Origin of the sequence: Schaalia odontolytica (assembly GCF_024584435.1) — a bacterium.
Lineage (GTDB): Bacteria > Actinomycetota > Actinomycetes > Actinomycetales > Actinomycetaceae > Pauljensenia.
This window is the reverse complement of record NZ_CP102197.1, coordinates 2,015,931-2,039,180: the sequence shown is the minus strand read 5'-3', so window position 1 is coordinate 2,039,180 and position 23,250 is coordinate 2,015,931. Positions and strand designations below refer to the sequence as shown.

Here is a 23,250-nt window from a genome sequence, read left to right as displayed (position 1 = left end):
CGCCGGCTCTTGACAGCTCGCCGGTCACGCCATCGCCGCGGGTCGGCACGGCCGCAACGAGGGTTCATCCACAACGATCGGGCGTTCGCCGACGAGACGCGATCATTCAAGCGACTCGCGACCTCGGCGCCACCCGAACGCCATCGAGAAAGTCCCCTCGATTGGCTCGTATGTTGCGATTGCGGAGCCCGCTGGGAAGCCCGGGCAATCACTCGATCCCTTTGACATACCAAACCATACAATACAGTTACCAGAAAACGCAACTTCGTCCTGCCCGTTTCACAAGTCACACTCTTACGCCCGCCACAACCCTCCACGCTCTTGCGAATTATCACGGTATTATTGTTGATTACCAGTCAAACCAGCAGATCCCATGAGATCGGGAAAAGCCACCTAGATAGCTGACAGTTAATAAGGATAGAACAGGAGTAACTGACAGACAAGCGTACTTGACATCCCGTTGCGATTCCTCGGATATACCCCCCCCTTGGCGTGCGCGGCCCGAGAGCCCCCTCGGTCGAGGTCGCGGCCGAGGCTGCTGCACAATAGAGGCCATGGACCTACGCCCCGTCGCTCTCGGCACGCCCGTCACCACCTACGCCCCCTCGCGCCCGACCCCGGCCGCGATCGTGTCCGGTCAGATCGCCGCCCACGACGCGCCTCACCCCCTGTCGGTCTTCGACATGTTCCGCATTGGGATCGGCCCCTCCTCCTCCCACACGGTCGGCCCGATGCGCGCGGGACTCGCCTTCACGACGGAGCTGACGACGCTGCCGCCTCCCTCCCACATCACGATCGACCTTTTCGGCTCCCTCGGAGCCACGGGACGCGGTCACTCCACGGACCGCGCCGTGCTCCTCGGCCTGGCGGGCTACGATCCTGAAACCGTCGATATCGCCACCGTCGAGGCCATCCTGCCGACCCTGGCCAGCACCGGGACGCTCACGCTGCCCAGCGGAACCCAGGTCCCTCTCGACGTCGCGCGCGACGTCCGCTTCGTGGCGCGCACGGTGCTGCCCTATCACGTCAACGCCCTGACCATCACCGCCACCGGGGCGGACGCGGGCGTCATCCTGCGCCGCACCTACTACTCGGTGGGAGGAGGCTTCGTAATGTCCCAAACGAACGATGACACCGACCATCCCGAGGTCTCGTCGCTGGCCTCCGGCCAGGCAGGCGTCGGCATTGACGTCCCCGCCCCGTATCCCTTCGCCTCGGGTAGCCAGCTGCTGGCCCAGTGCGATGCGGCGGGCATGAGCATCGCGGAGCTGGTGCGCGCCAACGAGGAGGCGGTGCGCCCCCGCGAGACCCTGGATGCCTACCTCGACCGCATCGCCGACACGATGTTCGACTGCGTGGACGCGGGAACGTCGGCGACGGGGATCCTGCCGGGAGGGCTCGACGTTCCCCGCCGCGCGCGAGCACTCGCCGGCAAGCTCGCGCAGCGCCTTGTTGGCCCCTCGACCTCCTCCCGCTCCGGCGGCGAGGAAGGCGCGCCGGGCGGCGCGCACGCGTGGGTATCGACCGCCGTCGATCCGATGCGCGCGATGGACTGGGTCAACCTATTCGCCCTCGCCGTGAACGAGGAGAACGCCGCGGGGCACAGGGTCGTGACCGCGCCAACAAACGGCGCGGCGGGCGTGATTCCGGCCGTGCTGGGCTATCTCGTCACCCACTGCCCCGAGACCGGATCGACCCCGGGCGTCGCGGCGGGTCCGGATACGCGCGACGGATCGGTCGCCCCGCTCCGCCACATTCGGCTGACCGAGAGCCACGCGTGTTTCTCACGCGAGGCCTCCGAGCTCGCGGGCGGGGCTTCATCTCGGGAGCGCCGCCGCAGCCTCGTGCATGACTTCCTGCTCGCGGCCACCGCGATCGGCGCGCTCATCAAGACGAACGCCTCCATCGCGGGGGCCGAGGTCGGCTGCCAGGGCGAGGTCGGCTCCGCGTCGGCGATGGCGGCGGCAGGCCTGGCCCAGGCACTGGGCGGGAGCCCTCAGCAGGTCGAGAACGCCGCGGAAATCGCGATGGAGCACTCCCTGGGGCTCACCTGCGATCCCGTGGCCGGACTCGTCCAGGTACCGTGCATCGAGCGCAACGCCATCGCAGCGGTCAAGGCGATCAACGCCGCGCGCATGGCCCTGTGGGGGGACGGTCGTCACACCGTGAGCCTGGACGTCGTCATCGAAACGATGCGCCAGACGGGCAACGACATGCTTTCCAAGTACAAGGAAACCTCCGAGGGAGGGCTGGCGGTCAACGTCGTCGAGTGCTGAGCCCGAACGAGCGACGCTCGCGGCGCGGGCCGCGGTTCCGGCGGGCGGCGACATGCCCTGGTCGGGCTTTGAGCCGACGCGCCGAGCGACGCTCGCGGCGCGGGCCGCGGTTCCGGCGGGCCACCGACCGCGGACACCACCACGCGGCCCCCTATGCGGGGATGCACACTCGCCACGCGGCCTCGGACTCAGAGGGGACTCCCACCTCCGCCCCGCCTGAAACCCAGACCGCCCTTCACCCCCCCTCATGCAACCCAGACCACCCCCGCCTCGCCACAAGTGCCCAATACGGCCGATTGTTTGGAGGCAGGGGTGGTCTCGGTTTCCCCGGGTCCCACAGGGCCACAAGCAGGGGTGGTCTTGGTTTCCCCGGGTCCCACAGGGCCACAAGCAGGGGTGGTCTCGGTTTCCCCGGGTCCCACAGGGCCACAAGCAGGGGTGGTCTCGGTTTCATGGCTGCCGGTTCAACCGATAGCTGGGTTTCCCCTCGATTGCGGCCCGACGCGGCGACCTCTAACCGCTACTCCGTAGCCAATGCCTCGGAGGGGCTGACGCGAGCGGCGCGGCGTCCCGGCAACCAGGAGGCCACGAGGGCGCAGACGACCGCGATCACGAAGACGATGGCCAGCTGGCCCCACGGAATGCTCAGCACCGGGGTCGCGTCCTCAAGAGGAAGGGCCAGGACACCGATCCACCCGAAGCAGGCACCCAGGACAAGGCCGATGAGCGCGCCCGTGAGCGACAGGATGAGCGCCTCGACGGCCATGAGCCCCTTCATCTGGCGCTTCGTCAGGCCGAGTGCCCGCAGGAGCCCGTTCTCGCGGGTGCGTTCGGCCACCGACAGCGACAGCGTGTTGGCCACGCCCACAAGAGACACCAGGACGGACACACCCAGGAGACCAACCAGGACGAGCATCAGCCGGTCGATCATCGTCATGTATATCTTGCGTTCGAGGGCGCTTCCGGACACGTCAAGGGAAGCGTCCTTGAGCAAAGCCGACTGGACGGTCTCTGGATCGGCCCCGTCAACCATCTTGATAATGACGGCTTGACGCTCGGGCTCGGAGATGCGGCGCAGAGTCGCCTCGGAGACGGCAGCCTGGCCAAAGGAGAGGGAGTTTGAGTAGACGGCCGTCAGCTCAACGCAGGAGTCGACGCACAGCTTCAGCTTCTGACCTTCCACGGACTTCTCGCCGACGCGAACCTGATCGTCGCCGAGCTGCGTCACGGGAGAATGAACCACCGACGTGTAATCCGGCTCGCCGGACACCGAGACCGATGCTGCAACCTCAGCATCCAGGTCGCTGTTCCCAAGCGGCTTGTAGGCGGGCGCTCCCGATGTCTTGGTCAGCTCGCCAGGGGCACCGTACTGGTCGACCGTGGCCGCCACCCCCTCCGTCGAGACGATGCCTGACTTCTGCTCGTCGGTCAGGACACCGGTCCTGCTCACCGCAATGAGGTCGAAGGGCCTGGCGGAGTTGACCGCGTCAACCAAGGTGGTGCGCATGGAGGCTGCTCCCACCATGATGGTGACCACCAGGGTGACGCCGATGATGATCGCGGTGCCCGTGGCGGAGGTGCGTCCGGGGTTGCGGGTCGTGTTCTCGCGAGCCATGGCCGACAGCATCCCGGGGAACAAGAGACCAAATCCACGGGTGATCGACGGCAGGAGCACTGAGATCACAAGAATGGCACCGATGAGGGCAAGGATCGATCCGCCGAAGGCACCCAGGAACTTTGCCGAGTTGTCCTTCGCGCTCAGGGCGAGGGCCACGAGCGCGCAGGATCCCACGGTCATGAGCAGGCCGATGATGAAGCGCACCGTGTGCTTCTTGCGGGCGGCGGCTCCCACCTCGTTGACGGGGGCGAGCGCGGCGATGGGGGCAACTCGCGAGGCGGCGCGTGCGGGGAAGACCCCGACGAGGGTCGTAAAGAGGGTTGCTCCCAGCCACGTGCCGATGAGCTGCACGGGCGACAGCGCCCCGATTGCGGCGGGGAAGCTATCGGCCAGGCCAGTACCCCACGCCGCGAGCGTACCGATCAGCGCACCGGCTGCGACGCCAATCGCGGATGAGATCGCTCCGATCGCGAACGCCTCTCGGACGACCAGCGAGCGCACCTGCCCTCTCGTTGCCCCGAGGGTGCGCAGCAGCGCCAACTCTCTGGTGCGCTGAGCGAGCACGACGCGGAAGGTCGAGGAGACGACGATAGAGGCAACGAGCGCTGCAATCGCCGGGAAGACCAGCATGATTGCCATCGTGGCTGCGCTTCCAATTTGCGCTTGATCCAGGTCTTCCTTGATCTTGTCCTTGACGGTGCTCACCGTTATGTCGGGGATCCCTGCGAGCGCCGAGTTTGCGGATGCCACCCAGGTCTCCTGGGTGGCCACGGGAGGGTTTGCGTTCTGGTCCGCATCGGGAGAGGAGGTGGCCACGAGTATCGCTCCCGTGGTGGACGTGCCATAAACGGCGGCAAAACCCTTATCGGTTAGGTAGGAGGAGGGCAGCCCGATACCGGAGGTACGCGAGGGGGTGAGCCCGACGATGCTCACGGAGCGGTACTCTTTCGAGGAGTATCCGGGGCGCATGCCCAGCGTATCGCCGACCGACAGCTTCAAGGTCGAGGCGGTTGATTCCGGGATGACAATCTCGGTCTCCGATTCGGGGAGCTTTCCTCGTGTCAATCGGGGCTTTTCGAAAGGATCGGACGGGAGGATCGAGACGTAGAGCTTGCCGCGGCTGTAATCGCTCTGGGCTTCGCCAGGCCACTGCCCCATTTCCTTGATGCCGGATACGCCGGGCAGCGCCTTCAGAGCTTCGGTGGCGCGCGACATCGACTCTTCTGTCCCGCCCTTGCCCCGCTCGACGACGATGGTTCCTCCCCGATACCGAGAGTAGACGCCCGCGCTGAGGCTGGCTGCCAGGGTGGTCATGACGATCAGGGTGATCGCGATGAAGGCGGTGGAGATGGCCACAGCCAGGCCCGTGGAGACGTAGCGGCGGCCGTGGGTGCGCAGGTTGGCGCTCAGGAGTGTGCTTGTTGCAGACATGGGTGAAGCCTCTGGTTCGTGTGGGGCGCTCAGCGAAGCGACGCGGCCAGCGAGTCGGCGGTGACGTCACGCAGGTCGGAGACGACCTGACCGTCGCGGCAGACGAGGACGCGGTCCGCGTAGGCTGCCGTCCTCGTGTCGTGAGTGACCATGATGACGCTTTGCCCCAGTTCGTCGACCGCCCGTCGCAGGAGCTCCATGACCTCTCCCGTTGAGCGGGAGTCGAGGTTGCCGGTGGGTTCGTCCGCGACGATGACGGCCGGGCGGCTCATGAGGGCGCGGGCGACGGCGACGCGCTGCTGCTGGCCGCCCGACATCTCGGAGGGGCGGTGGCCCAGGCGGTCTCCGATGCCCAGAGAGGCAACGATCATGTCGAACCAGGCCGGGTCGGGAGTGGCACCCGCCAGGCGCATCGGGAGAAGGATGTTGGCGCGGGCGTCCAGGGTGGGAACCAGGTTGAAGGACTGGAACACGAAGCCAATGCGGTCGCGTCGCAGCTTCGTCAGCGTGGTGTCATTCAGGGCCGTGATGTCGGTCCCCTCGACGTAGACGCGCCCTGAGGTGGGGGCGTCGAGGCCGGCGAGAATGTGCATCATCGTCGACTTGCCGGATCCGGAGGGACCCATGATTGCGGTGAATTCACCGGCGCCGAAGCCGACGGTCACGTCGACGAGGGCGCGCACCTGGGCGTCTCCCTGCCCGTAGAGCTTGGAGACGGCCTGAAGCTGAACGATAGGCATGGCCTGCCCGTTCTGGGGGGCAGCGTAGGCCGGGGCCCCCTGGGGAGCCGGATAGGCCGGGCCCCCCTGGGGTGCGGCTTGGGGCGGGACGGGAACGAAGTTTGTGCTCATGTCCCCATCCTGCTTCTCCACGCGCCTCAGCGCTAGGGGTAACTACCCTGATTACCCCCTGAATCCCCCCCGGGGAAGCGTTAGGACTCGCCCGGCTCCCACTCCTCGTCGCCACGCAGGATCAGTCCCCGGTAGCGGTTGATCGCCGCACCCACGTCGATGAGGCGCGGGCGCGCGAGGAACGCCGGATAGGGGCGGGCACCGAACTTGCAGACGGCGTCGAGCCCTTCCGACGCCAGCCGCCTGCCCAGCTTCGCCATCAGCTCGACCAGGTCCTGCTTCCCCGCCATCTCCTCGAGGACCCCGCGCACGCACCACGCGATGGCTTCGGCCTGGCCGGGGTCGAGGACCGCCTCGACGTCAGAGATATCGACGACCTGCCGATCCACGGTCAGGGCGTGCGTCCCGGTTGCCTTCGTGCGAGGACGGTCCACTCGCGCCTTGGCGAGAGGGACCCGGGGCGCGCTGTCCCAGGAGGCGGGGGCATCGGTGCGGGGACGCGGAAGATCGGCGGCAACCTGTTTGGCGCGTTCGGTGACGTCAAGGCAGCGGTAGTTGTCCATCATGAGGACGCGGTCAGCGGCGTCCAGGAAGGCACCCGAGCCGCCGACCACCATGATGAGCGAGGTCCCGGCCCCGGTCAGGGAGGACACTCGGTCCACGAGCGGGGTGATCGGTTCCTTGTCGGCGGCGACCAGGTCACGCATGCGGGTGTCCCGAATGAGGAGATTCGTCGCTGAGGTGTCCTCGTCGATGAGAAGGCTGCGCGCGCCCAGCTGCAGGGACTCGATGATCGAGGCGGCCTGCGACGTGGAACCCGAGGCATTCTCCGTCGAGAAGTTGGTGGTGTCGATGCTGCCGGGCAGGTGGCTGATGAAGGCAGAGATGTCGACGCCCGTCACGGCTCGCCCATCGGCGGCGCGCACCTTCGTGGCGCTCGGGTCGGTTGCGACCAGCTCGCGGCCATCGCCCGGCACGTGGGCGTAGACGCCGCGGGCGATCGCCTCCAGCAGGGTGGACTTTCCGTGGTAGCCTCCGCCCACGATCAGCGTCAGCCCCCGCGGGATCGCCATGCCCGACACGTCGCCCGCATGCGGCAGGCTCACGGATACGCGAAGCGAGTCGGGGGAGCGGAAGGCGACGACCCCGTCGCCGGTCAGGGGCGCCTCGGAAACCCCCGAGCGGCGCGCCAGGAGGGAGTCGTCGGCGACGAAGGTCACCCACCCGTTGGCTTCCAGCTGTTCCTGCAGCGCCCGGTGGTCCTCGTAGGAGGCAATGTGGGCCAGCAAACGCGAGCGCTTGCGCGTCGTATCCGGGTCGTGCGACACGAAGTCGAAGCAGTCCATGACGACGTTGGGAACGTCCACGTCGAAGAGTCGTGCCGCGCTTTTGCCGAGGATCGTGCGCCCGCGGGCCGGGAGCTTGGCCTGGAAGCGGACCTCGACACGGTCGGGAAGCACGCTGGCGTAGGAGCGCTGCAGGATGAGGGCACCCGCGCGGGCGATCGACACGTCGCGCGCTCCTCGAGCGCGGATGGCCTCGTCGAAGGCGCGGGCCAGGAAGTCGGCGGCCGCCAGGCGCGCATCCGGCGAGGCCAGGGCTTCCTCCGGAAGTCCCATCGCCTGGGGGGTCGCGTAGGCTCGCAGCGCCGTGGGCGGAGCAAAGGGGTCGGCTTGGACGTGATCGATCGCGAGGGTGAAGTCGCCGTAGTCCCAGGCTCCGGCGACTTTCTTGTAGAAGCCGTAGGGGCGTCCGTCGGCATGGCGCAGCTGATCCAGCAGGTCCGCGTCGGTTCCGGCGACTGAGCGGGAGGGGGCCTCGTATCGGGGGGTCATGCCCTCAAGAATACAGGTGGACCTCCCGGCTGCGAGGCAGTGGCCTGCGTCCGGGCCGAGGCGTCGGCGCCCGCGCGGGGCTCACGCGACGTTCTGGGCCGCTTGAATGAGGTACCACACGACGTAGGCGACGCCAAGAAGCTGGAGGACAACCATGACCGCCGAGACGCCGAGGGCGACCCTGGTCATGGTTCGCACATCCGAGGGCGCATCGGCAGAGCGCGCCCTTGCCGCCAGGACGATCGCCCAGATCATCGACGACACCGACACGAGGAGGAACAGCGTGAACCAGCTGAGGAGGGACAGGACGATGACCGTGATCGAGTAGACTCGCAAGCCCTCGAAGCGAGCGGCCGCGAAGGCGGGCTGATCAGCGGGGCCGCCGCGCGGCGATTCGCCATCGGCTGGCCGGGCCGCGAGGCTCGAAGCGCCCGGCGTCGCGGGATCGTTCATGGGCAACTCCATCATGTCGCTGGTGATACTCCCCTCAGTGTAGCCTTCGCCGCTGCGCCGACAATGGGCACGCGGGTGAGGAGGGCACGGGCACCCGCCTCGCGTCCGTCACTCGACCAGTTCCTAATACGGATAGAGCATGAAGAGTGCGACGATCCCGATCACGATGAGGAGCTGGAGAACAACCATGATGATGGTCACCAGGCGAGCCGCATTCACCAGGCTCCGCACGCCGGAGGGAACCTCCTCGCCGCGCGCCTTTCCCGCGAGGATGATCGCCCAGATCATCGCCGGGACCGACATGAAGATGTGGAAGAGGAACCAGCTGACGACCGACAGGACGATGGCGACGATCGCCTGCGTTCGCATGCCGTCGTACCTGGAGTCGTACGGAGCCACGTATCCCGGCTGGCCATACACCGGCTGCCCGTAGCCGTACGGGGCCTGCCCATATCCGTATTGGGCCTGGCCGTAGGCCCCCTGTCCGTAGCCGTACGGGGCCTGGTCGTATCCGGGCTGGGAGTGACCGTACTGAGGTGCCTGCCAGGTCGGGGCCTGGCCGCCGGGAGGCAGGGAGGCGTAGGGGTTCGAGGGATCGGTCACGGGTTGCTCCTCACTGCATCGCTACCAAGGTCTCGGATCATCCTAGCCGACGCGTGCCTCCTCGCCGCCGGTCGCTCAGGAATACGCCTGCACCCAGGTGGCAAACAACGCCATGATGAGCGCGGAGCCAATGAGAACGAGGAAGGTGGACACGAGGATCACCCCGGTAATCACCCCGTGAGCAATCGTGCACGCCTTGGCGGCCGAACGAGCGCGCTCGACCTCGGCCGCGACGTCCATCGGGGCGCCGTACAGCCGCACCTCTTCCATCAGCTTGTCGGCCCAGAACCACATGCCGCCGGAGAGGAGCATGCCGCCGAAGAGAAAACTCAGGTAGGAGAACATGCGGGCCGTCAACGCGTTCGAACGAATCTTCTCGATCACGGGGTTGAGCGCGTACATCGGCTGGGCGTACATCGGCTGGGAGAAGGGGGCCTGGCGCGCATACGTCCCCTGCGCTCCCTGGCCCGCGCCCGCGAACTCACCCGCTCGGCGGCCGAAGGCCTCGTCCTCCGATGCCTGGTATTCCGTGGAATCACTCATCGGTCGCTCCTCATCCGTGTGCCAACCTTCCCGCCCATCGTAACGCACGGGTCCCGCGACCCCGGGAGGCGAACCCAGACGCCGCGACCGAGTCGGGGCACAAGAAGCTGCGGATTGTGCGCACCGATGGAAGCGAGGCCCGGGGAGCGTGATGCTCCCCGGGCCTCACACTCGCGGTCTGCTCAGGAGAACGCGCCGGAACCCGCTCCGGCGAGGGCGATAATGATCGGAATGATGATGATGAAAACGAGGAACACGGCAATGATGACGCCGTGAATGATCGTGCAGATCTTGGCGGCCGAACGCGCGCCCTGAACGTCGGTCACGACGTCCATCGGCGCACCGTAGGCCTGGGCCTCTTCCATCAGCTTGTTCGCCCAGAACCACATGCCGCCGGACAGGAACATGCCGCCGAACAGGAAGCTCAGGAACGAGAGCATGCGGGCGGTTGACGCGTTCGAACGAATCTTCTCAACCGCGGGGTTGAGCGCGTACATCGGCTGGCCGTATGCCTGCTGGCCGTATGCCTGCTGTCCGTAGGCGGGCTGTCCCTGCGGGGCCTGCTGGCCGTAGGCGGGCTGCTCCGGAGACGGAGACGAGGGGTACGGGTTCGTGGGATCACTCATAGAAAACTCCAACTGGACGCGATCATCGGATACGGGGTTCATCGTAACCTATGCTCCATCCCAAAGAAAAACGAGTGATGCAGCCAACTTCTGCCGCATTCTTGTCGCAAGCGTAACGACCCGTGGCATCCTCGCGCCGACCCCGCCCGATCCCACGAGGGCCGAGGCGGCGCGCCACTCGTCAGAGGTTCTCGGAGATGATGAGGGCTGCGATGAGGATGGCCTGAAGCGCAAAGCCCCCTACCGCGATGCCTCGCGCGATGTGCGCCTTGGTGACGACGTCGGCAGGCGCCCCGATCTCGCGCACTCGCCGACACAGGCGCTGGCCGCGTGCCCACGCGGCGGCCAAGAAGAGCAGCGGCGTGGTGAAGAAACCAATGACGGCGAAGACGATGACGAAGGTTGCCTCCGACTTGGCCTGGGAGATGGCCAACTGCTGCAGGGAGGGCATCTGCTGCGGGGGCGGAAGCTGCTCATACCCCACCGGCTGGAGGCCGTAGGGAGGCGCCGGCTGAGCCCCGTACCCCGCAGGCGGCGCGACCGGCTGTGTCCCGTACCCCGCAGGCGGCGCAACCGGCTGTGTCCCGTACCCCGCAGGCGGCGCAACCGGCTGTGTCCCGTACCCCGCAGGAGGCGCAACCGGCTGAGCCCCATACCCCGCAGGCGGCGCAACCGGCTGAGCCCCGTACCCCGCAGGCGGCGCAACCGGCTGAGCCCCATACCCCGCAGGCGGCGCAACCGGCTGAGCCCCGTACCCCGCAGGCGGCGTCGAAGATGGCTGTTGCTGCCCGCCATAGGGGGCCCACATGCTCGGATTCGTTGCTCCACTCACGCCGCTCACCCCTCAGACGTAGGAGGGGTCGAGGAGGGCGAACAAGAGGGGAATCCCGATGAGGAGGACGATGCCAGCCACCTGGATGAGCGCACACACGATCGCCGTCGTGCGCGCGCCCCGGAGTTCTCTGACCACGTCGGCCGGGGCGCCCACCGTCTGAGCCTCATTCATCAGGCTGCCACCCCAGATCCAGGCGCCACCCGAGAGTATCGGCCCGAGGGTCACGAAACTCACGAACGCCATGATGCGCACCATCGATGCATTCGAACGAATCCGCTCAACCGCGGGATCGAGCCGGTAGGCGGGATGACCGTAGACGGGCTGGCCGTACGCGGGCTGGCCATAGGCTCCCTGCGGCTGCCCATAGGGCGACTGGACACCGGGCTGGCCCGCGCCGTATCCCGCCTGCCCCGAGCCGTAGGGCGGCTGGGCACCGTAGGACCCCTGCTGATCGTAGGGCGACTGCCCGTACCCGCCGGGCGCGCCGTAGGGATTCATCGGATCACTCATTGCTCTCTCCGGTCCAACGTGGGGTACTTGCCTCCCACATCATACGAGCCTCCGGCGAAAAACAAGAGTGCACCCTCACAGCATGCAGGACACGCAGCCCTCGACCTCGGTACCCTCCAGGGCCATCTGACGCAGACGCATGTAGTACAGGGTCTTGATTCCCTTCCTCCACGCGTAGATGTAGGACTTGTTCAGGTCGCGCGTCGTCACCGTGTCCGGGTAGAACAGGGTGAGCGACAGGCCCTGATCGACGTGCTGGGTGGCCACCGCGTAGGTGTCGATGATCTTCTCCGGGCCGATCTCGTACGCATCCTGGTAGTACTGGAGGTTCTCGTTCGACATGTAGGGCGCGGGGTAGTAGACGCGGCCGATCTTGCCTTCCTTGCGAATCTCGACCCGCGACACGATCGGGTGAATCGACGACGTCGAGTTGTTGATGTAGGAAATGGATCCCGTCGGGGGGACCGCCTGGAGATTTTGGTTGTACATGCCGTAGCGCGCCACATCGGCGGCCAACGCCTCCCAGTCCTGCTGGGTTGGAACGTGGATCGACGAGGCGGCCAGAAGCTCGCGGCACTTGTCCGTGGTCGGCTCCCACGCCTCGTCAATGTACTTGCGGAAGAACTCACCCGATGCGTACGTCGAATCCTCGAAACCCTCGAAACGCTCCCCCCGCTCGCGCGCGATCGTGCACGAGGCCTTGATCGCCTCGTAGAGGACGGTCATGAAGTAGATGTTCGTGAAGTCCAGTGCCTCCTCGCTGCCGTAGTACACGTGCTCGCGAGCCAGGTAGCCGTGCAGGTTCATCTGCCCCAGGCCGATGGCGTGGCTCATCGCGTTGCCTCGCGCGATCGAGGGAACCGCACCGATGTCGGACAGGTCCGACACGGCCGTCAGCCCCCGGATGGCGGTCTCGATCGTCTTGGAAAAGTCCGGGGAGTCCATGGTCTTGGCAATGTTCAGCGACCCGAGGTTGCAGGAGATGTCCTTGCCGACGTGCGCATACGACAGGTCGTCGTTGTACGTCGAAGCCTCCGAGACCTGCAGGATCTCCGAGCACAGGTTCGACATGGTGATGCGTCCCTTGATGGGGTTCGCCGCATTCACCGTGTCTTCGAAGACGATGTAGGGGTAGCCCGACTCGAACTGGATCTCCGCGATCGTCTGGAAGAAGCGACGCGCGTTGATCTTCCTCTTGTGGATGCGTCCGTCGTCCACCATCTCGTGATACTTCTCCGTCACCGAGATCTCGGAGAAGGGAACGCCGTAGACGCGCTCCACGTCGTAGGGGCTAAAGAGGTACATGTCCTCGTTCTTGCGGGCCAGCTCGAACGTGATGTCCGGGATGACAACGCCCAGGGACAGCGTCTTGATACGGATCTTCTCGTCCGCATTTTCGCGCTTCGTGTCCAGGAACGCCATGATGTCGGGATGGTGGGCGTGCAGGTACACGGCGCCCGCGCCCTGGCGCGCCCCCAGCTGATTCGCGTAGGAGAACGAGTCCTCGAGGAGCTTCATGACCGGAACGACGCCGCTGGACTGGTTCTGAATCTTCTTGATGGGCGCGCCCGACTCGCGCAGATTCGTCAGCTGCAGCGCGACACCGCCGCCGCGCTTGGACAGCTGCAGCGCCGAGTTGATGCCTCGCGCGATCGACTCCATGTTGTCTTCGATGCGCAGCAGGAAGCAGGAGACCAGCTCGCCGCGCGCCGCCTTTCCCGCGTTCAGGAAGGTCGGGGTCGCGGGCTGGAAGCGGCCGGTCATGATCTCATCCACGAACTGGCGAGCCAGCTCGATGTCGCCGCGCGCCAGGTAGAGGGAGACCATCGCCACGCGGTCTTCGAAGCGCTCCAGGTAGCGCTTGCCGTCAAAGGTCTTGAGGGTGTACGACGTGTAGTACTTGAAGGCACCCAGGAACGTGGGGAAGCGGAACTTGTGGGCGTAGGCCTGCTTGTACAGCTCCTTGATGTCGGCGAAGTCGTACTGATCCAGCACGTGGCGTTCGTAGTAGCCCTCGTCGACCAGGTACTTCAGCTTCTCCTCCAGGTCGTGGAAGAACACCGTATTCTGGTTGACGTGCTGGAGGAAGTACTGGCGTGCAGCCGCACGATCCGCGTCGAACTGGATGCGCCCGTCCGCGTCGTACAGGTTGAGCTGCGCGTTCAGCGCGTGGTAGTCCAGCTCCGGTGAGGGAGCTTCCTCTACGCCCGTGTCGGTGTAGTTTTGTGCCAAAACTGTTCCAGTCCTTCGCGAACTCTGGAGACATCCTCGGGCGTTCCGAGGAGCTCGAACTTGTACATGTGGGGGACCCCCAGCTTGGCCGCGATGATGTCGCCCGCGATGCAGTAGGCCTTGCCGAAGTTGGTGTTTCCCGACGAGATAACGCCCCTGCACAGGGCTCGATTGTCGGGGTCATTCAGGAACCTGATGACCTGCTTGGGTACCGCTCCCCTGACATTCCCGCCACCGTAGGTGGGCACGATGAGGACATATTCGTCGCTCACGCGCAGGGGATCATCCTTGGGCAGCAGCGGAATGCGCGCCGCCGGCACGCCGAGTTTCTCGACAAAACGACGGGTGTTGCCCGTTGCCGACGAGAAGTAGACGACGCTGCCCATGATGATCCTTCCAGCTTGTCGGGTCGGTGGACCTCTAGTGTCTCACCCGCGAGGCCCCGGCGTCCGCCTCGGCGAGGCGTGTCCCGTGTGGGATGGTCGACGCGGCGGCAGAACGAGCGCCGACGGGCGACGGATCGATAACCTTCCCGCACCTGGGGAAAGGGGGGCGAGGGGCAGTCGGCGGAGCGGATACACGTCGACCCCGACCTTCAGGCCGGGGCCGACGGCGAGACTCAGGCATGAAGGGCCAAGGGGGCGCCAGCCGCAGCCACGGCCTTGATGCGGTCGGGGCGGAAACCGGACCAGTGGTCCTCGCCGGCGACGACGACGGGGGCCTGCTGGTAGCCGAGGCCCTTGATGAATGCCAGGGACTCCGGGTCCTGGGTGACGTCGATCCTCTCGTAGGAGACGCCCTGCTTGTCGAGGGCGCGGTAGGTCGCGTCGCACTGGGGGCAGCGGGGCTTGGAGTAGACAGTGATCGACATGTTCGTGTCTCCTTGCGGCCAGGGGCCGGACGATTGCTTCGTTTGTACATTCTCGTGCGGCTCGTTCGCCGCGAACACCACAACACTACACCTCGTGGCCCAAGGCGCAAGCGACCCCTAGATGTTGTGTCGAACGCTCCGATCGTGCGTCACTGTGGACGAGGGGCGAGGCCTCTGTGGACGGAGCATCCGGTCAGCCCCAACAACCGGCTATCATTCCTTGTCACCCCTGCGGGTAGGGATCGTCCAAACAGGCACAAATGCAGGGATTGAAGGTCCACCAACCCGAGCGGCGCCCCGAGGACGCGCGCTTGACACAACCTCAGATGCGGCTGTGGACACCTCCATCACCAACCTGTGCATAACCATCCAGCAGACATCACGATAATGTCAAGCGTCACACCTCGACGTGGCGTCTTGGGCGTGTCGCACCCGCATATGTAGGGGCTGTTGGCGACTAACCGCCCCTACATCTAGGGGCGGCGCTTTCGATGACGCCCTCCTGCCCACCCGCCCGCATCCGTCCCGGCCCTTCGCCGAGCCCTCGAGTCGAGTGGGGGGTTCAGAGCCCGGACAGTGACGGGCCTGGCCGGGTCCAGCCCAGTGGCGCTGGCAGGTAGGATCGGCCCGCACGACATTCGTATCACCCCGCGTTCAGCCGCCCCCCGGGGCGAACCTCGGAACCGCGCGGGAAACCGCCACCACCCTGGCACGGCACCTCAGGTCGTCACGCGAAACCACGACCACCCCCGCGTGCCGCAACGTCGAACGACATGAAACCGCCACCACCCTGGCACAGGCAAGTCCGCCCGTTTCGCCGCGTCAACCGTGCGCAGGGGCGGCCTCGGTGTCGTATTGACCCACCCTCGTACCAAGCAGGGGCGGCCGCGGTGTCACGGGCGCTGCGACGCGTGCACCGCCCCCAGCCACAGGCCTCACCAACACGCCCGCACCGGTGCTAACGCCCCACCAGCCCCACGCCCACACCGGCCCTACGCCCACGCCGGCCAGCGCAACCCAACCAATCAGGCGCAACCCAACCAATCAGGCGCAACCCAACCAATCAGGCGCAACCCAACCAATCAGGCGCAACCCGCCCGGCGGCAAACAAACCCACCTACTGGCATCCTCAACCCACCTACCGCGCACGTTAACCCAGTAAGTGGAGCCTGGGCTGCCCCGCCCACCCCGCCACCAAGTGGGTTAACCTGCGCACAACCGGGCCCACCCCGCCACCAAGTGGGTTAACCTGCGCGCAACCGGGCCCATTCCGCCACCAAGTGGGTTAACCTGCGCACAACCGGGCCCACCTGCACCAGAACAGCATGCGGAACCAACCCCGCCGGCAGAAACCCCCGCCGGCAGAAACCAGCCCCGCGCCGAACGACAATGACCGGCGGCGGGGCGAAGGCCGCACGCCAGCCGCAGGTGAAGCCCCTGGGTGGGCAGCCGGAGGCCGCCGCCCCTACAGCCCGAGGAACGCCCTGATCGCGGGCATCTCACGCACTGCCTGAACCAGCCCGGCGCGGTAGGTGGCTTCCAGGCGCTCGCGCCGAGATTCGGTGTTGTTGATCCAGAGGTTGTCGGGCGCAAAGACGTAGGCCCGCCCGCGCTCCTCCAGGTCGAACAGGAAGCGCCGCCCGGCGTTGTACCGGTCGGGCCGACGCGCGACTCCCTCGTAGACGGACGGGTAGGAGTGATAGGTGGCTCGCAGGAGGGCCCCGACGCTGGCCGACATCGGCCCCTTGACATAGTCGCGCGGGCGGGTCAGGACGACCAGCAGCTTGCGGTAGCCCTCGCGCAGGGGCTGATCGAAGGGCAGGCCACCGTTGGGTCCCAGTGCGCCATCGACGTAGGTGTCGCCCTCGATCTCGACGGGCGGCATGAGGACGGGCAGCGTGGAGGAGGCGCGGATGATGGGGCCGAGCGTGTCCAGTGTGCTCATGTCTTCCTTGGAGAACCAGCGCACCTCGCCGCGCGACGCGTTGAAGGCGGCGACGCGAGTGCGCGCCGGATTGGCAAGAAACGCGTCCATGTTGAAGGGGTAGGCACCGTCGGGGTAGCAGATCCGCTCGTAGATGTACTCGGCGTTGAAGTAGCCGTGCCCCTTTCGGAAGTGCTTGAGGCCACCGAATTCCGGGTCGTCAACCAGGTCGACGAAGGTCGCGTGCGAGCGACGGGCGTCGCGGGAGGTGAAGTTACACAGGTGGCTGGATCCCGCGGAAACCCCCGAGACGTGCGGAAAGTTGATGCCCTCGGCAATCAGCCTGGCGACGAGCGCGGCCGTGTAGGCGTTACGCATCCCCCCGCCCTCAAAGACGAGGGCGGTGTCGTCGATGGTGACCATCGTGTCGATGGACTGCTCGGGTGTCGGATAGCGCTCTGGTGTTTCCTTCACGCTTCGACCCTACCGCTCGGCAACCGACCTACGCTCGCGTACCTCCCGTGAAGACCACGTAGTGGTAGAAGAAGAAGCGGAACGCCGTTCCGAGGGCGAAGCCGACGACGTAGACGGCGACGTTGTCGGCGAGCGCGGAGGCCAGTCCCAGGATGTGGTGAGTGAAGAGCAGGCAGAACTGGGAGATGCCGATGCCGCACGCGTTGGCGAAAAAGAAGAGGACGGCTTCGCGAGTGGCGTTGTCGCGGGTACGCCCCCTGTAGGTCCACACTCGGTTGGCCACCCACGAGTAACCGGTGGCGATCGTGGCCGCGACGAACTGGGCGGTGTTGGGGTGCCCGGCGAGGACGGCGAGGGGTCCGTACTGGAGGAGGTTGAACAGTCCGGCGTCAACGACGTAGGCGGTGGCCCCGACCAGCCCGAATTGGATGAACTCGCGCACCCACGCCAGGAGGCGCCCGGCGAGGCTCACCGACGAGGCCGGGGCTCCCCTCCCGCCAGCGTCCCGCCGATCGGGGGCCGCGTCCGCGAGCGCGCCAGGCGGTCGGCTTCCGTGCTGATGTGTTCCACTCACCCCCCTAGTGTGGCACGCCCGAGCCGCGCTTTCGACCCTCGCCCGCTCCGGTGCCCGCCCCTAAGATGGTGCCCATGACGGACACGAACCAGAGCGAGGCGGCCGCCGCCTCGTCGATCCAGGCTCCCCCGGTTGCCCCCAAGCGCTACGGCTACCGCGTGCGAGACCACTTTGGGCACCGATTCGACGACCCCTGGGATTGGCTGCGTAACGGCGACGATCCCGGCGTCCGCAAGCATCTGGAGGCGGAGAACGCGTGGGCGGACGCGGTCACGGCGCCGACGCGTGAGGCGGCCGCGCGCCTCGTGGAGGAGGTGAAGGCTGCGACCGCGCTGACGGACGTGAGCGTGCCGATCCGCGACGGGGACTACTGGTACTTCCGGCGTTGCACGCAGGGACAATCCTATGCGACTCATCACCGAGCACCCGTTGAGCGCGACGATTCCGGCGTCCCCCTTCCGCTCGTCCCCGCCCCGGGGGTTCCCACCGTCGGCGAGGAGCTCCTCGTGGATGAGAACGAGTGGGCGCGCGGGGAGGAGTTCTTTCGCCTCGCCGACCTGAGCCCCTCGCCCGACGGGCGCCTGATCGCGTGGGCGCGGGACACGAGCGGCGACGAGCGCTACACGTGGGTCATCCAGGAGGCCTCCGGCCGCGTCGTCGACGAGGTCGTGACCGACGCCGGGTACGGGTTTGCGTGGGCGGACGATTCCAGCTCCTTCATATACATGGGCGTGGACGACGCGTGGCGCGCGTGCGAGGTGTGGCTGCACCGGGTGGGCACGCCCCGCGAGGCCGATGAGCTGCTGCTCGTTGAGCCCGACGAGGGCTTCGAGATGGGGTTTGCGCCGTCGGGTTTCCCAGGGCACGTCGTCATCCACTCCTCGTCCTCGACGGCGGGGCGCGCGTGGCTGTGGCTGCCCGCCCACCCGGCCGTGCGCCCGCTGCCGCTGATGCCGGTGAGGGCGCGCACGCTGGTGTCGGCGGATTCGGCGGGCGATCGCCTGTTCATCGTGCACACGGGGCTCACGCAGGAGGGGTCGCTCGCGCAGGCGATGCTGCCCGAGGGAGGCGTGCCCGAGGCGTTGGCACGGCTCGGCATCGCCTCCTCGCCCGCGTTCTCCCGGGAGGCGCTGGCAGATCGCGCGCCCGGCACGCCCCTGCCGGAGGACGAGCCCGCGCCTCTCACGCCGTTCGGCTCCTGGGAGCCGCTGCGCGCCCCCGCTCCCGGCGAGCGCATCACCGACGTCGAAGCCCACGCGGGCTACGTGGCCCTCTCCCTGCGTTCTGACTCGCTCACGCAGGTCGACGTGTGGGATCGCCGCGAGCCCGCGCCCGCGTGGCGGCGCGTCCGGGTGGATGCCCCGGTGCGCACGATCGCGACCGTGCCGACCCCGTGGGAGGATCCGCTGCGCGTCGAGTTCCAGTCGCAGACCGTGCCCCCCACGGTCGCCGAGGTGACGGTGCCCGCGAGCGCGGCCGCCCCGGCCTCGTCCCTCGCGGACACGAGCGAGGAGGCGGCCCTGAGCGTGCGGACCCTGCGCGCCCGCGAGGCGCCCGGATGGGACCCGGCCGAGTACGTTGAGGAGCGCGTGTGGGTGCTCGCGCGCGACGGCGCGACGCGCATCCCCGTCACCCTCATCCACCATCGCGACGCGCGACCGGACGGCACGCACGCGGGCTGGCAGATCGGGTACGGCTCCTACGAGGTCAGCTACGACCCCGAGTTCGAGGCGCTGCGCCTGCCGATCCTGCGCCGCGCCGTCTACGCGATCGCGCACGTGCGCGGCGGAGGCGAGATGGGCCGCGCCTGGTACGAGGACGGCAAGGAGCTCGTCAAGGAGCACACCTTCACGGACTTCATTGACGTGGCCGACTGGCTGGTGGACTCTGGCTGGGTGGCTCCCGGCCGCCTGGTCGCCGAGGGCCGCAGCGCCGGTGGTCTTCTCATGGGTGCGGTCACCAACGCCGCCCCCGACCGTTTCCGCGCGATCCTGGCGGGCGTGCCCTTCGTGGACGCCCTCACGACGATCCTGGATGCCTCCCTGCCGCTCACCGTCGGCGAGTGGGAGGAGTGGGGCAACCCGGTGACCTCTCGCGCCGTGTTCGACGCGATGAGCCGCTACACGCCGTACGAGAACGTGCCGGACGGCGCCCTCCTGCCCGCGATCATGGCGACGACCTCGGTCAACGACACGCGGGTGGAGTTCGTCGAGCCCACCAAGTGGGTGCAGCGCCTGCGCGAGGCCACCGGCCAGGTGCCCTCCACGGACGAGGCCGGGGCTGGGTCCGTTCCCACGCGCGACCCGTGGGAGCGCCCCATCATCCTGCGCACCGAGATGGTCGCCGGGCACGCCGGCCCGTCCGGGCGCGAGGGGAGGTGGGCGGCGCGCTGCGAGGAGTTCGCCTTCGCGCTGGGCCAGGTGGGCGTCACGCTGTAACACCTGGGGCGCTGATGATCGGTCAGTGCCCGTTGACGGCAAACGCAGGTGGGGGCGGTCTTCGCTGGAAGACCGGCCCCACTGTCGCGCGGCGCACGATGCGGCGTGGCTGCGCTGCGTTACTGCACCGCGTTACTGCGCGCCGCCGTCCCACCCGGGGCGCAGGGCGAAGGATTCGATCTCTCGCCAGTACCCCGCCGACATAAAATCACCCTCCAACCAAACGTAGTCTGCCAGCCTGTTCATTGTGATGACGTCCCGGTATGCTCCCCCATCCCACGGCCGGTAAGAAAGGGTGACATTATGATCCTCTCGGCGACCCTCGAGCGCGTAGACGCCCGTCTCACTCACCTGGAACACCATTCGCTGGTTGATTCGCGTACCTTGATAAGTAAACAGGTAGCGACCTCGCCCACTCGTCAGGTCCACTGAGAAGGCATCACCGCCTTCGCTGATGAACCGGTACTCGTCACCAACCTGGACCCCCTTGTAGCGAAAAATGCTGCGCTCCCTGTTCACTTCAATGGGATTTTCCTGCTCATCGATCACGGGAACGATCGTGCGCTGTCCGGTCGACAGGTCCCAGCGCTCGAGAACCATCGTTCCCTCCTCTCTCCCGTCTGCCAGCACACGCGTGGCCTGAGAGTCACCCGTTTGGACGCTCGGAATCGTGATCACGTCCCCCTCGCAGGCGAACTCTCTCTGCCCCGACACCAAACCCTCAATCATTGGCGCGACACCAAGGATACGAGGAGTATCACCATCACGATCATTCAACTGAATGACGACAGACAGCTCCTCCGGTTGTTCACCATCGCCGCCCGACTGTGCGGCGTAGGCTTCGAAGGCCTCTGACTTCATGCGCCAGAGCTGCTTCGTGTCAACAATCGACAGGATCCGATCCCCGCACTGCCCAATATCTCCGCGCGTTCCGGGAGTTGACACACTCGTCACGCTTCCATCAAGTCCGATCGTATCGACCCGATAAGCCAGGTCGATCTCGTAAGAAACCACGATGATCCGCCCATCCGACAACTCATAACGCTGGACGTCTGAGCCCCGCCAGTCCTCAGTTTCTTGGCTACTCGTTCCGTTTTCTGTCGTCTGATACTCCCATTGCTCGGAACCGAATGAGATACCGCGATCAGCCCACAGGATCCTGCCTTCCGACTGGTTGTCGATACGAATGATGTCCTGCTTCCCTTGTGCGTCAACAAGTGCGACCAAGTTGTTCTGGATTGGAGCACTAAGACCCGACTGTGACTGTGCTTCACCCAGCTGCACAGCAATGACGGCATCTCCGATAGCCAGCTCGCTGGTCGGTGTAACCGGCAGGGGGCGTTTCGGAACGCAGCTCCACGCGAGCAATGCAATTGGAAGAGCGAGTACAAGAAGAGCCCATCGACGGGAACGCTTCGGCTTCTCCGGGCGACCATGCTCCTGCTCATCGGCACCCGTCTCGCGCCTCTCATCGTTATGTGCACTCATGGTCGTCTCCGTCCTCGTCTGTGCGGCGAAGGGCGCGGCCACGCCCACCCCCGAGTCTAGGGCACGAGGCCCGAGTGGCCCCGGCCTCGTCCCCACCTACCACGCAATGCAGCGACACCACGCCCCGGCCTCGGCCCATCGTCGTAGCAGCCGGAGTTGCCTCCCGACCGGGCACAAGGCCCGGACAACCGAACAACGCTACTGCGCGCCGCCGTCCCAGCCCGGGCGCACCGCGAAGGACTCGATGGCACGCTCACCACCCGAGAACAGCTTGCGCACCCTCAGGTAGTCCTCCAGGTTGCCCGTCGAAAGAACCACGCGAGACTCGCCACCGTCCCATGGATGATAAGAAAGAGTGACTGCGTGCTCGCGGGAGCTATCCGTCAAGAAATAGACGCCGCTCTCGGTCACCTGGAACACCATGTCACCTTGTCCGACCTCCGCGGGGATGGAAAACAAGTGACGGCCCTGCCCGCTCGTCAGATTGATCGAGAAGGCATGACCATGTCGACTGATGAGCCTGTATTCGTCGCCCACCAGGATCGCCTTGTCACCGTAGATGTTCACATCTTCATTCAACTGGATAGCGTTTCCTGCCCCATCGAGCACGGGGTTCACCGTGCGCTCTCCCGTCGACAGATCCCACCGCTGGAGAACGAGGGTCCCCCTCGCCGCAGCGTCGCTGCTCTTTCGCGCACTGACGGGATCATCCACTTGGATGCCCGGTGCCGTCAGTATGTCCGCTTCACAGGCGTACAAGCGCTGCACTGACCTCAAGCCCGGAATCATCGGCGCTGCCGCGAGGATCCGCGGGGTAGCTCCGGCAGGATCATCCAATTGCGCGACAACCGAGAAGTATTCCGGTTCACTTCCGTCGCCGCCCGACTGAGCGGCATAGACCTCGAGCGCCGCCGACTTAATACTCTCGGACGCATCCGTATTCATAATCGCTAAAACCCGCGACCCGCACAGTCCAAAACCGCCAGACCAGTCGTCGGTCTCCACGCTCGTCATCGTTCCATCAAGCTCGATGATGTCCGCACGAATACCGGAGCCTCTCGCAGCACTGATGACTTCAATTCGCCCATCGGGGAGCGCATAACGGAGGTATTCAACGGAACGATCACCCACGCGGGGGATCCGCTGCGTCCCCTCCTGCGTCGTCAAAAAATCCTCCGCCTGAACACCGTACGACACCCCGAGCTCAGTCCACGCGATGTCACCACGCTCCCCGCGTTCGATATGCCCCGCTTGCCCCCGGCCTTGGGCGTCGAGGAGCACAATCCAATTGTCACTCGTTCCACCCGGCAGGCCCGCAGACGCTTCTGCAGCGCCCAGCCGCAGGGCAATGACCGCCTCACCCGTCGTCAGCTTGTCGATAGGTTTTTCGTCGAGAGACGCAAGGGAAAGACAGCCCGACAACAGCATGACGATCGACAGTGCTGCCACGCCAATGCCACACCGGCGCACGCCCCTGCGGCCCATCGGCACCTTGCGCCACCTCACACGGGTACCACGGGTGAGCGGCTCGTCAGTAGGCGTCTTCATCATCCTGATCCATTCTCGTCACAGCGTCGTAGGGCGCATCACACGCCCACCCCCGAGTCTAGGGCACTCCGCCTGGGCGGCCACGGCCTCGTCCCATCGTCGTAGCAGCCGAAGCTGCCT

General features: G+C 66.4%; 18 protein-coding genes. 2 read left to right on the top strand and 16 right to left on the bottom strand.

Going from position 1 to position 23,250, the window contains the following annotated elements:
• Positions 1-554: 554 nt before the first annotated feature.
• On the top strand, positions 555-2,276 hold the full coding sequence (locus NQK35_RS09100; RefSeq protein ID WP_257113959.1) for an L-serine ammonia-lyase, iron-sulfur-dependent, subunit alpha: 1,722 nt from the start codon (positions 555-557) through the stop codon (positions 2,274-2,276).
• A gap of 520 nt (positions 2,277-2,796) precedes the next feature.
• Here the strand turns inward: NQK35_RS09100 and NQK35_RS09095 are convergent.
• The 14 genes from NQK35_RS09095 to NQK35_RS09030 form a co-directional block, all read right to left on the bottom strand.
• Positions 2,797-5,325, bottom strand: a complete 2,529-nt coding sequence (locus tag NQK35_RS09095) for an FtsX-like permease family protein (RefSeq protein WP_257113958.1) — start codon at positions 5,323-5,325, stop codon at positions 2,797-2,799.
• Between the two features lie 29 nt (positions 5,326-5,354).
• Positions 5,355-6,065: an ABC transporter ATP-binding protein gene (locus NQK35_RS09090; protein WP_257114796.1), complete on the bottom strand. Its 711-nt coding sequence runs from the start codon at positions 6,063-6,065 to the stop codon at positions 5,355-5,357.
• A gap of 191 nt (positions 6,066-6,256) precedes the next feature.
• Positions 6,257-8,011: an ABC-ATPase domain-containing protein gene (locus NQK35_RS09085; protein WP_257113957.1), complete on the bottom strand. Its 1,755-nt coding sequence runs from the start codon at positions 8,009-8,011 to the stop codon at positions 6,257-6,259.
• 81 nt (positions 8,012-8,092) lie between these two features.
• Positions 8,093-8,464: a hypothetical protein gene (locus NQK35_RS09080; RefSeq protein ID WP_034231267.1), complete on the bottom strand. Its 372-nt coding sequence runs from the start codon at positions 8,462-8,464 to the stop codon at positions 8,093-8,095.
• Between the two features lie 123 nt (positions 8,465-8,587).
• Positions 8,588-9,067 carry a hypothetical protein gene (locus NQK35_RS10570; protein WP_009212689.1) on the bottom strand — a complete coding sequence of 160 codons (480 nt, stop codon included), beginning with the start codon at positions 9,065-9,067 and terminating at the stop codon, positions 8,588-8,590.
• Between the two features lie 75 nt (positions 9,068-9,142).
• Positions 9,143-9,610: a hypothetical protein gene (locus NQK35_RS09070; protein WP_257113956.1), complete on the bottom strand. Its 468-nt coding sequence runs from the start codon at positions 9,608-9,610 to the stop codon at positions 9,143-9,145.
• Between the two features lie 182 nt (positions 9,611-9,792).
• Positions 9,793-10,236, bottom strand: coding sequence for a hypothetical protein (locus NQK35_RS09065; protein ID WP_257113955.1), 444 nt, complete (start codon positions 10,234-10,236; stop codon positions 9,793-9,795).
• Positions 10,237-10,417: 181 nt separating this feature from the next.
• Positions 10,418-10,720 (bottom strand): hypothetical protein, encoded by a 303-nt coding sequence (locus NQK35_RS09060; RefSeq protein WP_257113954.1) that lies wholly within the window; start codon positions 10,718-10,720, stop codon positions 10,418-10,420.
• 360 nt (positions 10,721-11,080) lie between these two features.
• Positions 11,081-11,581 (bottom strand): hypothetical protein, encoded by a 501-nt coding sequence (locus tag NQK35_RS09055; protein ID WP_257113953.1) that lies wholly within the window; start codon positions 11,579-11,581, stop codon positions 11,081-11,083.
• 75 nt (positions 11,582-11,656) lie between these two features.
• Positions 11,657-13,813 (bottom strand): class 1b ribonucleoside-diphosphate reductase subunit alpha, encoded by a 2,157-nt coding sequence (gene nrdE, locus NQK35_RS09050; protein WP_257113952.1) that lies wholly within the window; start codon positions 13,811-13,813, stop codon positions 11,657-11,659.
• Entirely contained in the window at positions 13,783-14,199 is a 417-nt protein-coding gene (nrdI, locus tag NQK35_RS09045) for a class Ib ribonucleoside-diphosphate reductase assembly flavoprotein NrdI (protein WP_009212695.1), read from the bottom strand. The genes nrdE and nrdI overlap by 31 nt, the downstream gene beginning before the upstream one ends.
• Before the next feature lie 233 nt (positions 14,200-14,432).
• On the bottom strand, positions 14,433-14,684 hold the full coding sequence (gene nrdH / locus NQK35_RS09040; protein WP_257113951.1) for a glutaredoxin-like protein NrdH: 252 nt from the start codon (positions 14,682-14,684) through the stop codon (positions 14,433-14,435).
• A 1,465-nt stretch (positions 14,685-16,149) separates the two neighbouring features.
• Entirely contained in the window at positions 16,150-17,082 is a 933-nt protein-coding gene (locus tag NQK35_RS09035; RefSeq protein WP_257113950.1) for a patatin-like phospholipase family protein, read from the bottom strand.
• A 28-nt stretch (positions 17,083-17,110) separates the two neighbouring features.
• A complete protein-coding gene (locus tag NQK35_RS09030) occupies positions 17,111-17,554 on the bottom strand; it encodes a GtrA family protein (protein ID WP_009212698.1) in 444 nt (147 codons plus the stop codon).
• A gap of 167 nt (positions 17,555-17,721) precedes the next feature.
• On the opposite strand from NQK35_RS09030, the gene NQK35_RS09025 reads away from it, so the two are divergent.
• A complete protein-coding gene (locus tag NQK35_RS09025; RefSeq protein WP_257114795.1) occupies positions 17,722-20,094 on the top strand; it encodes a S9 family peptidase in 2,373 nt (790 codons plus the stop codon).
• A gap of 132 nt (positions 20,095-20,226) precedes the next feature.
• Here the strand turns inward: NQK35_RS09025 and NQK35_RS09020 are convergent, their stop codons facing one another.
• Both NQK35_RS09020 and NQK35_RS09015 read right to left on the bottom strand, forming a co-directional pair.
• Positions 20,227-21,582, bottom strand: a complete 1,356-nt coding sequence (locus NQK35_RS09020; protein WP_257113949.1) for a hypothetical protein — start codon at positions 21,580-21,582, stop codon at positions 20,227-20,229.
• Between the two features lie 198 nt (positions 21,583-21,780).
• Positions 21,781-23,031, bottom strand: coding sequence for a hypothetical protein (locus NQK35_RS09015; RefSeq protein WP_257113948.1), 1,251 nt, complete (start codon positions 23,029-23,031; stop codon positions 21,781-21,783).
• Positions 23,032-23,250: the final 219 nt, after the last annotated feature.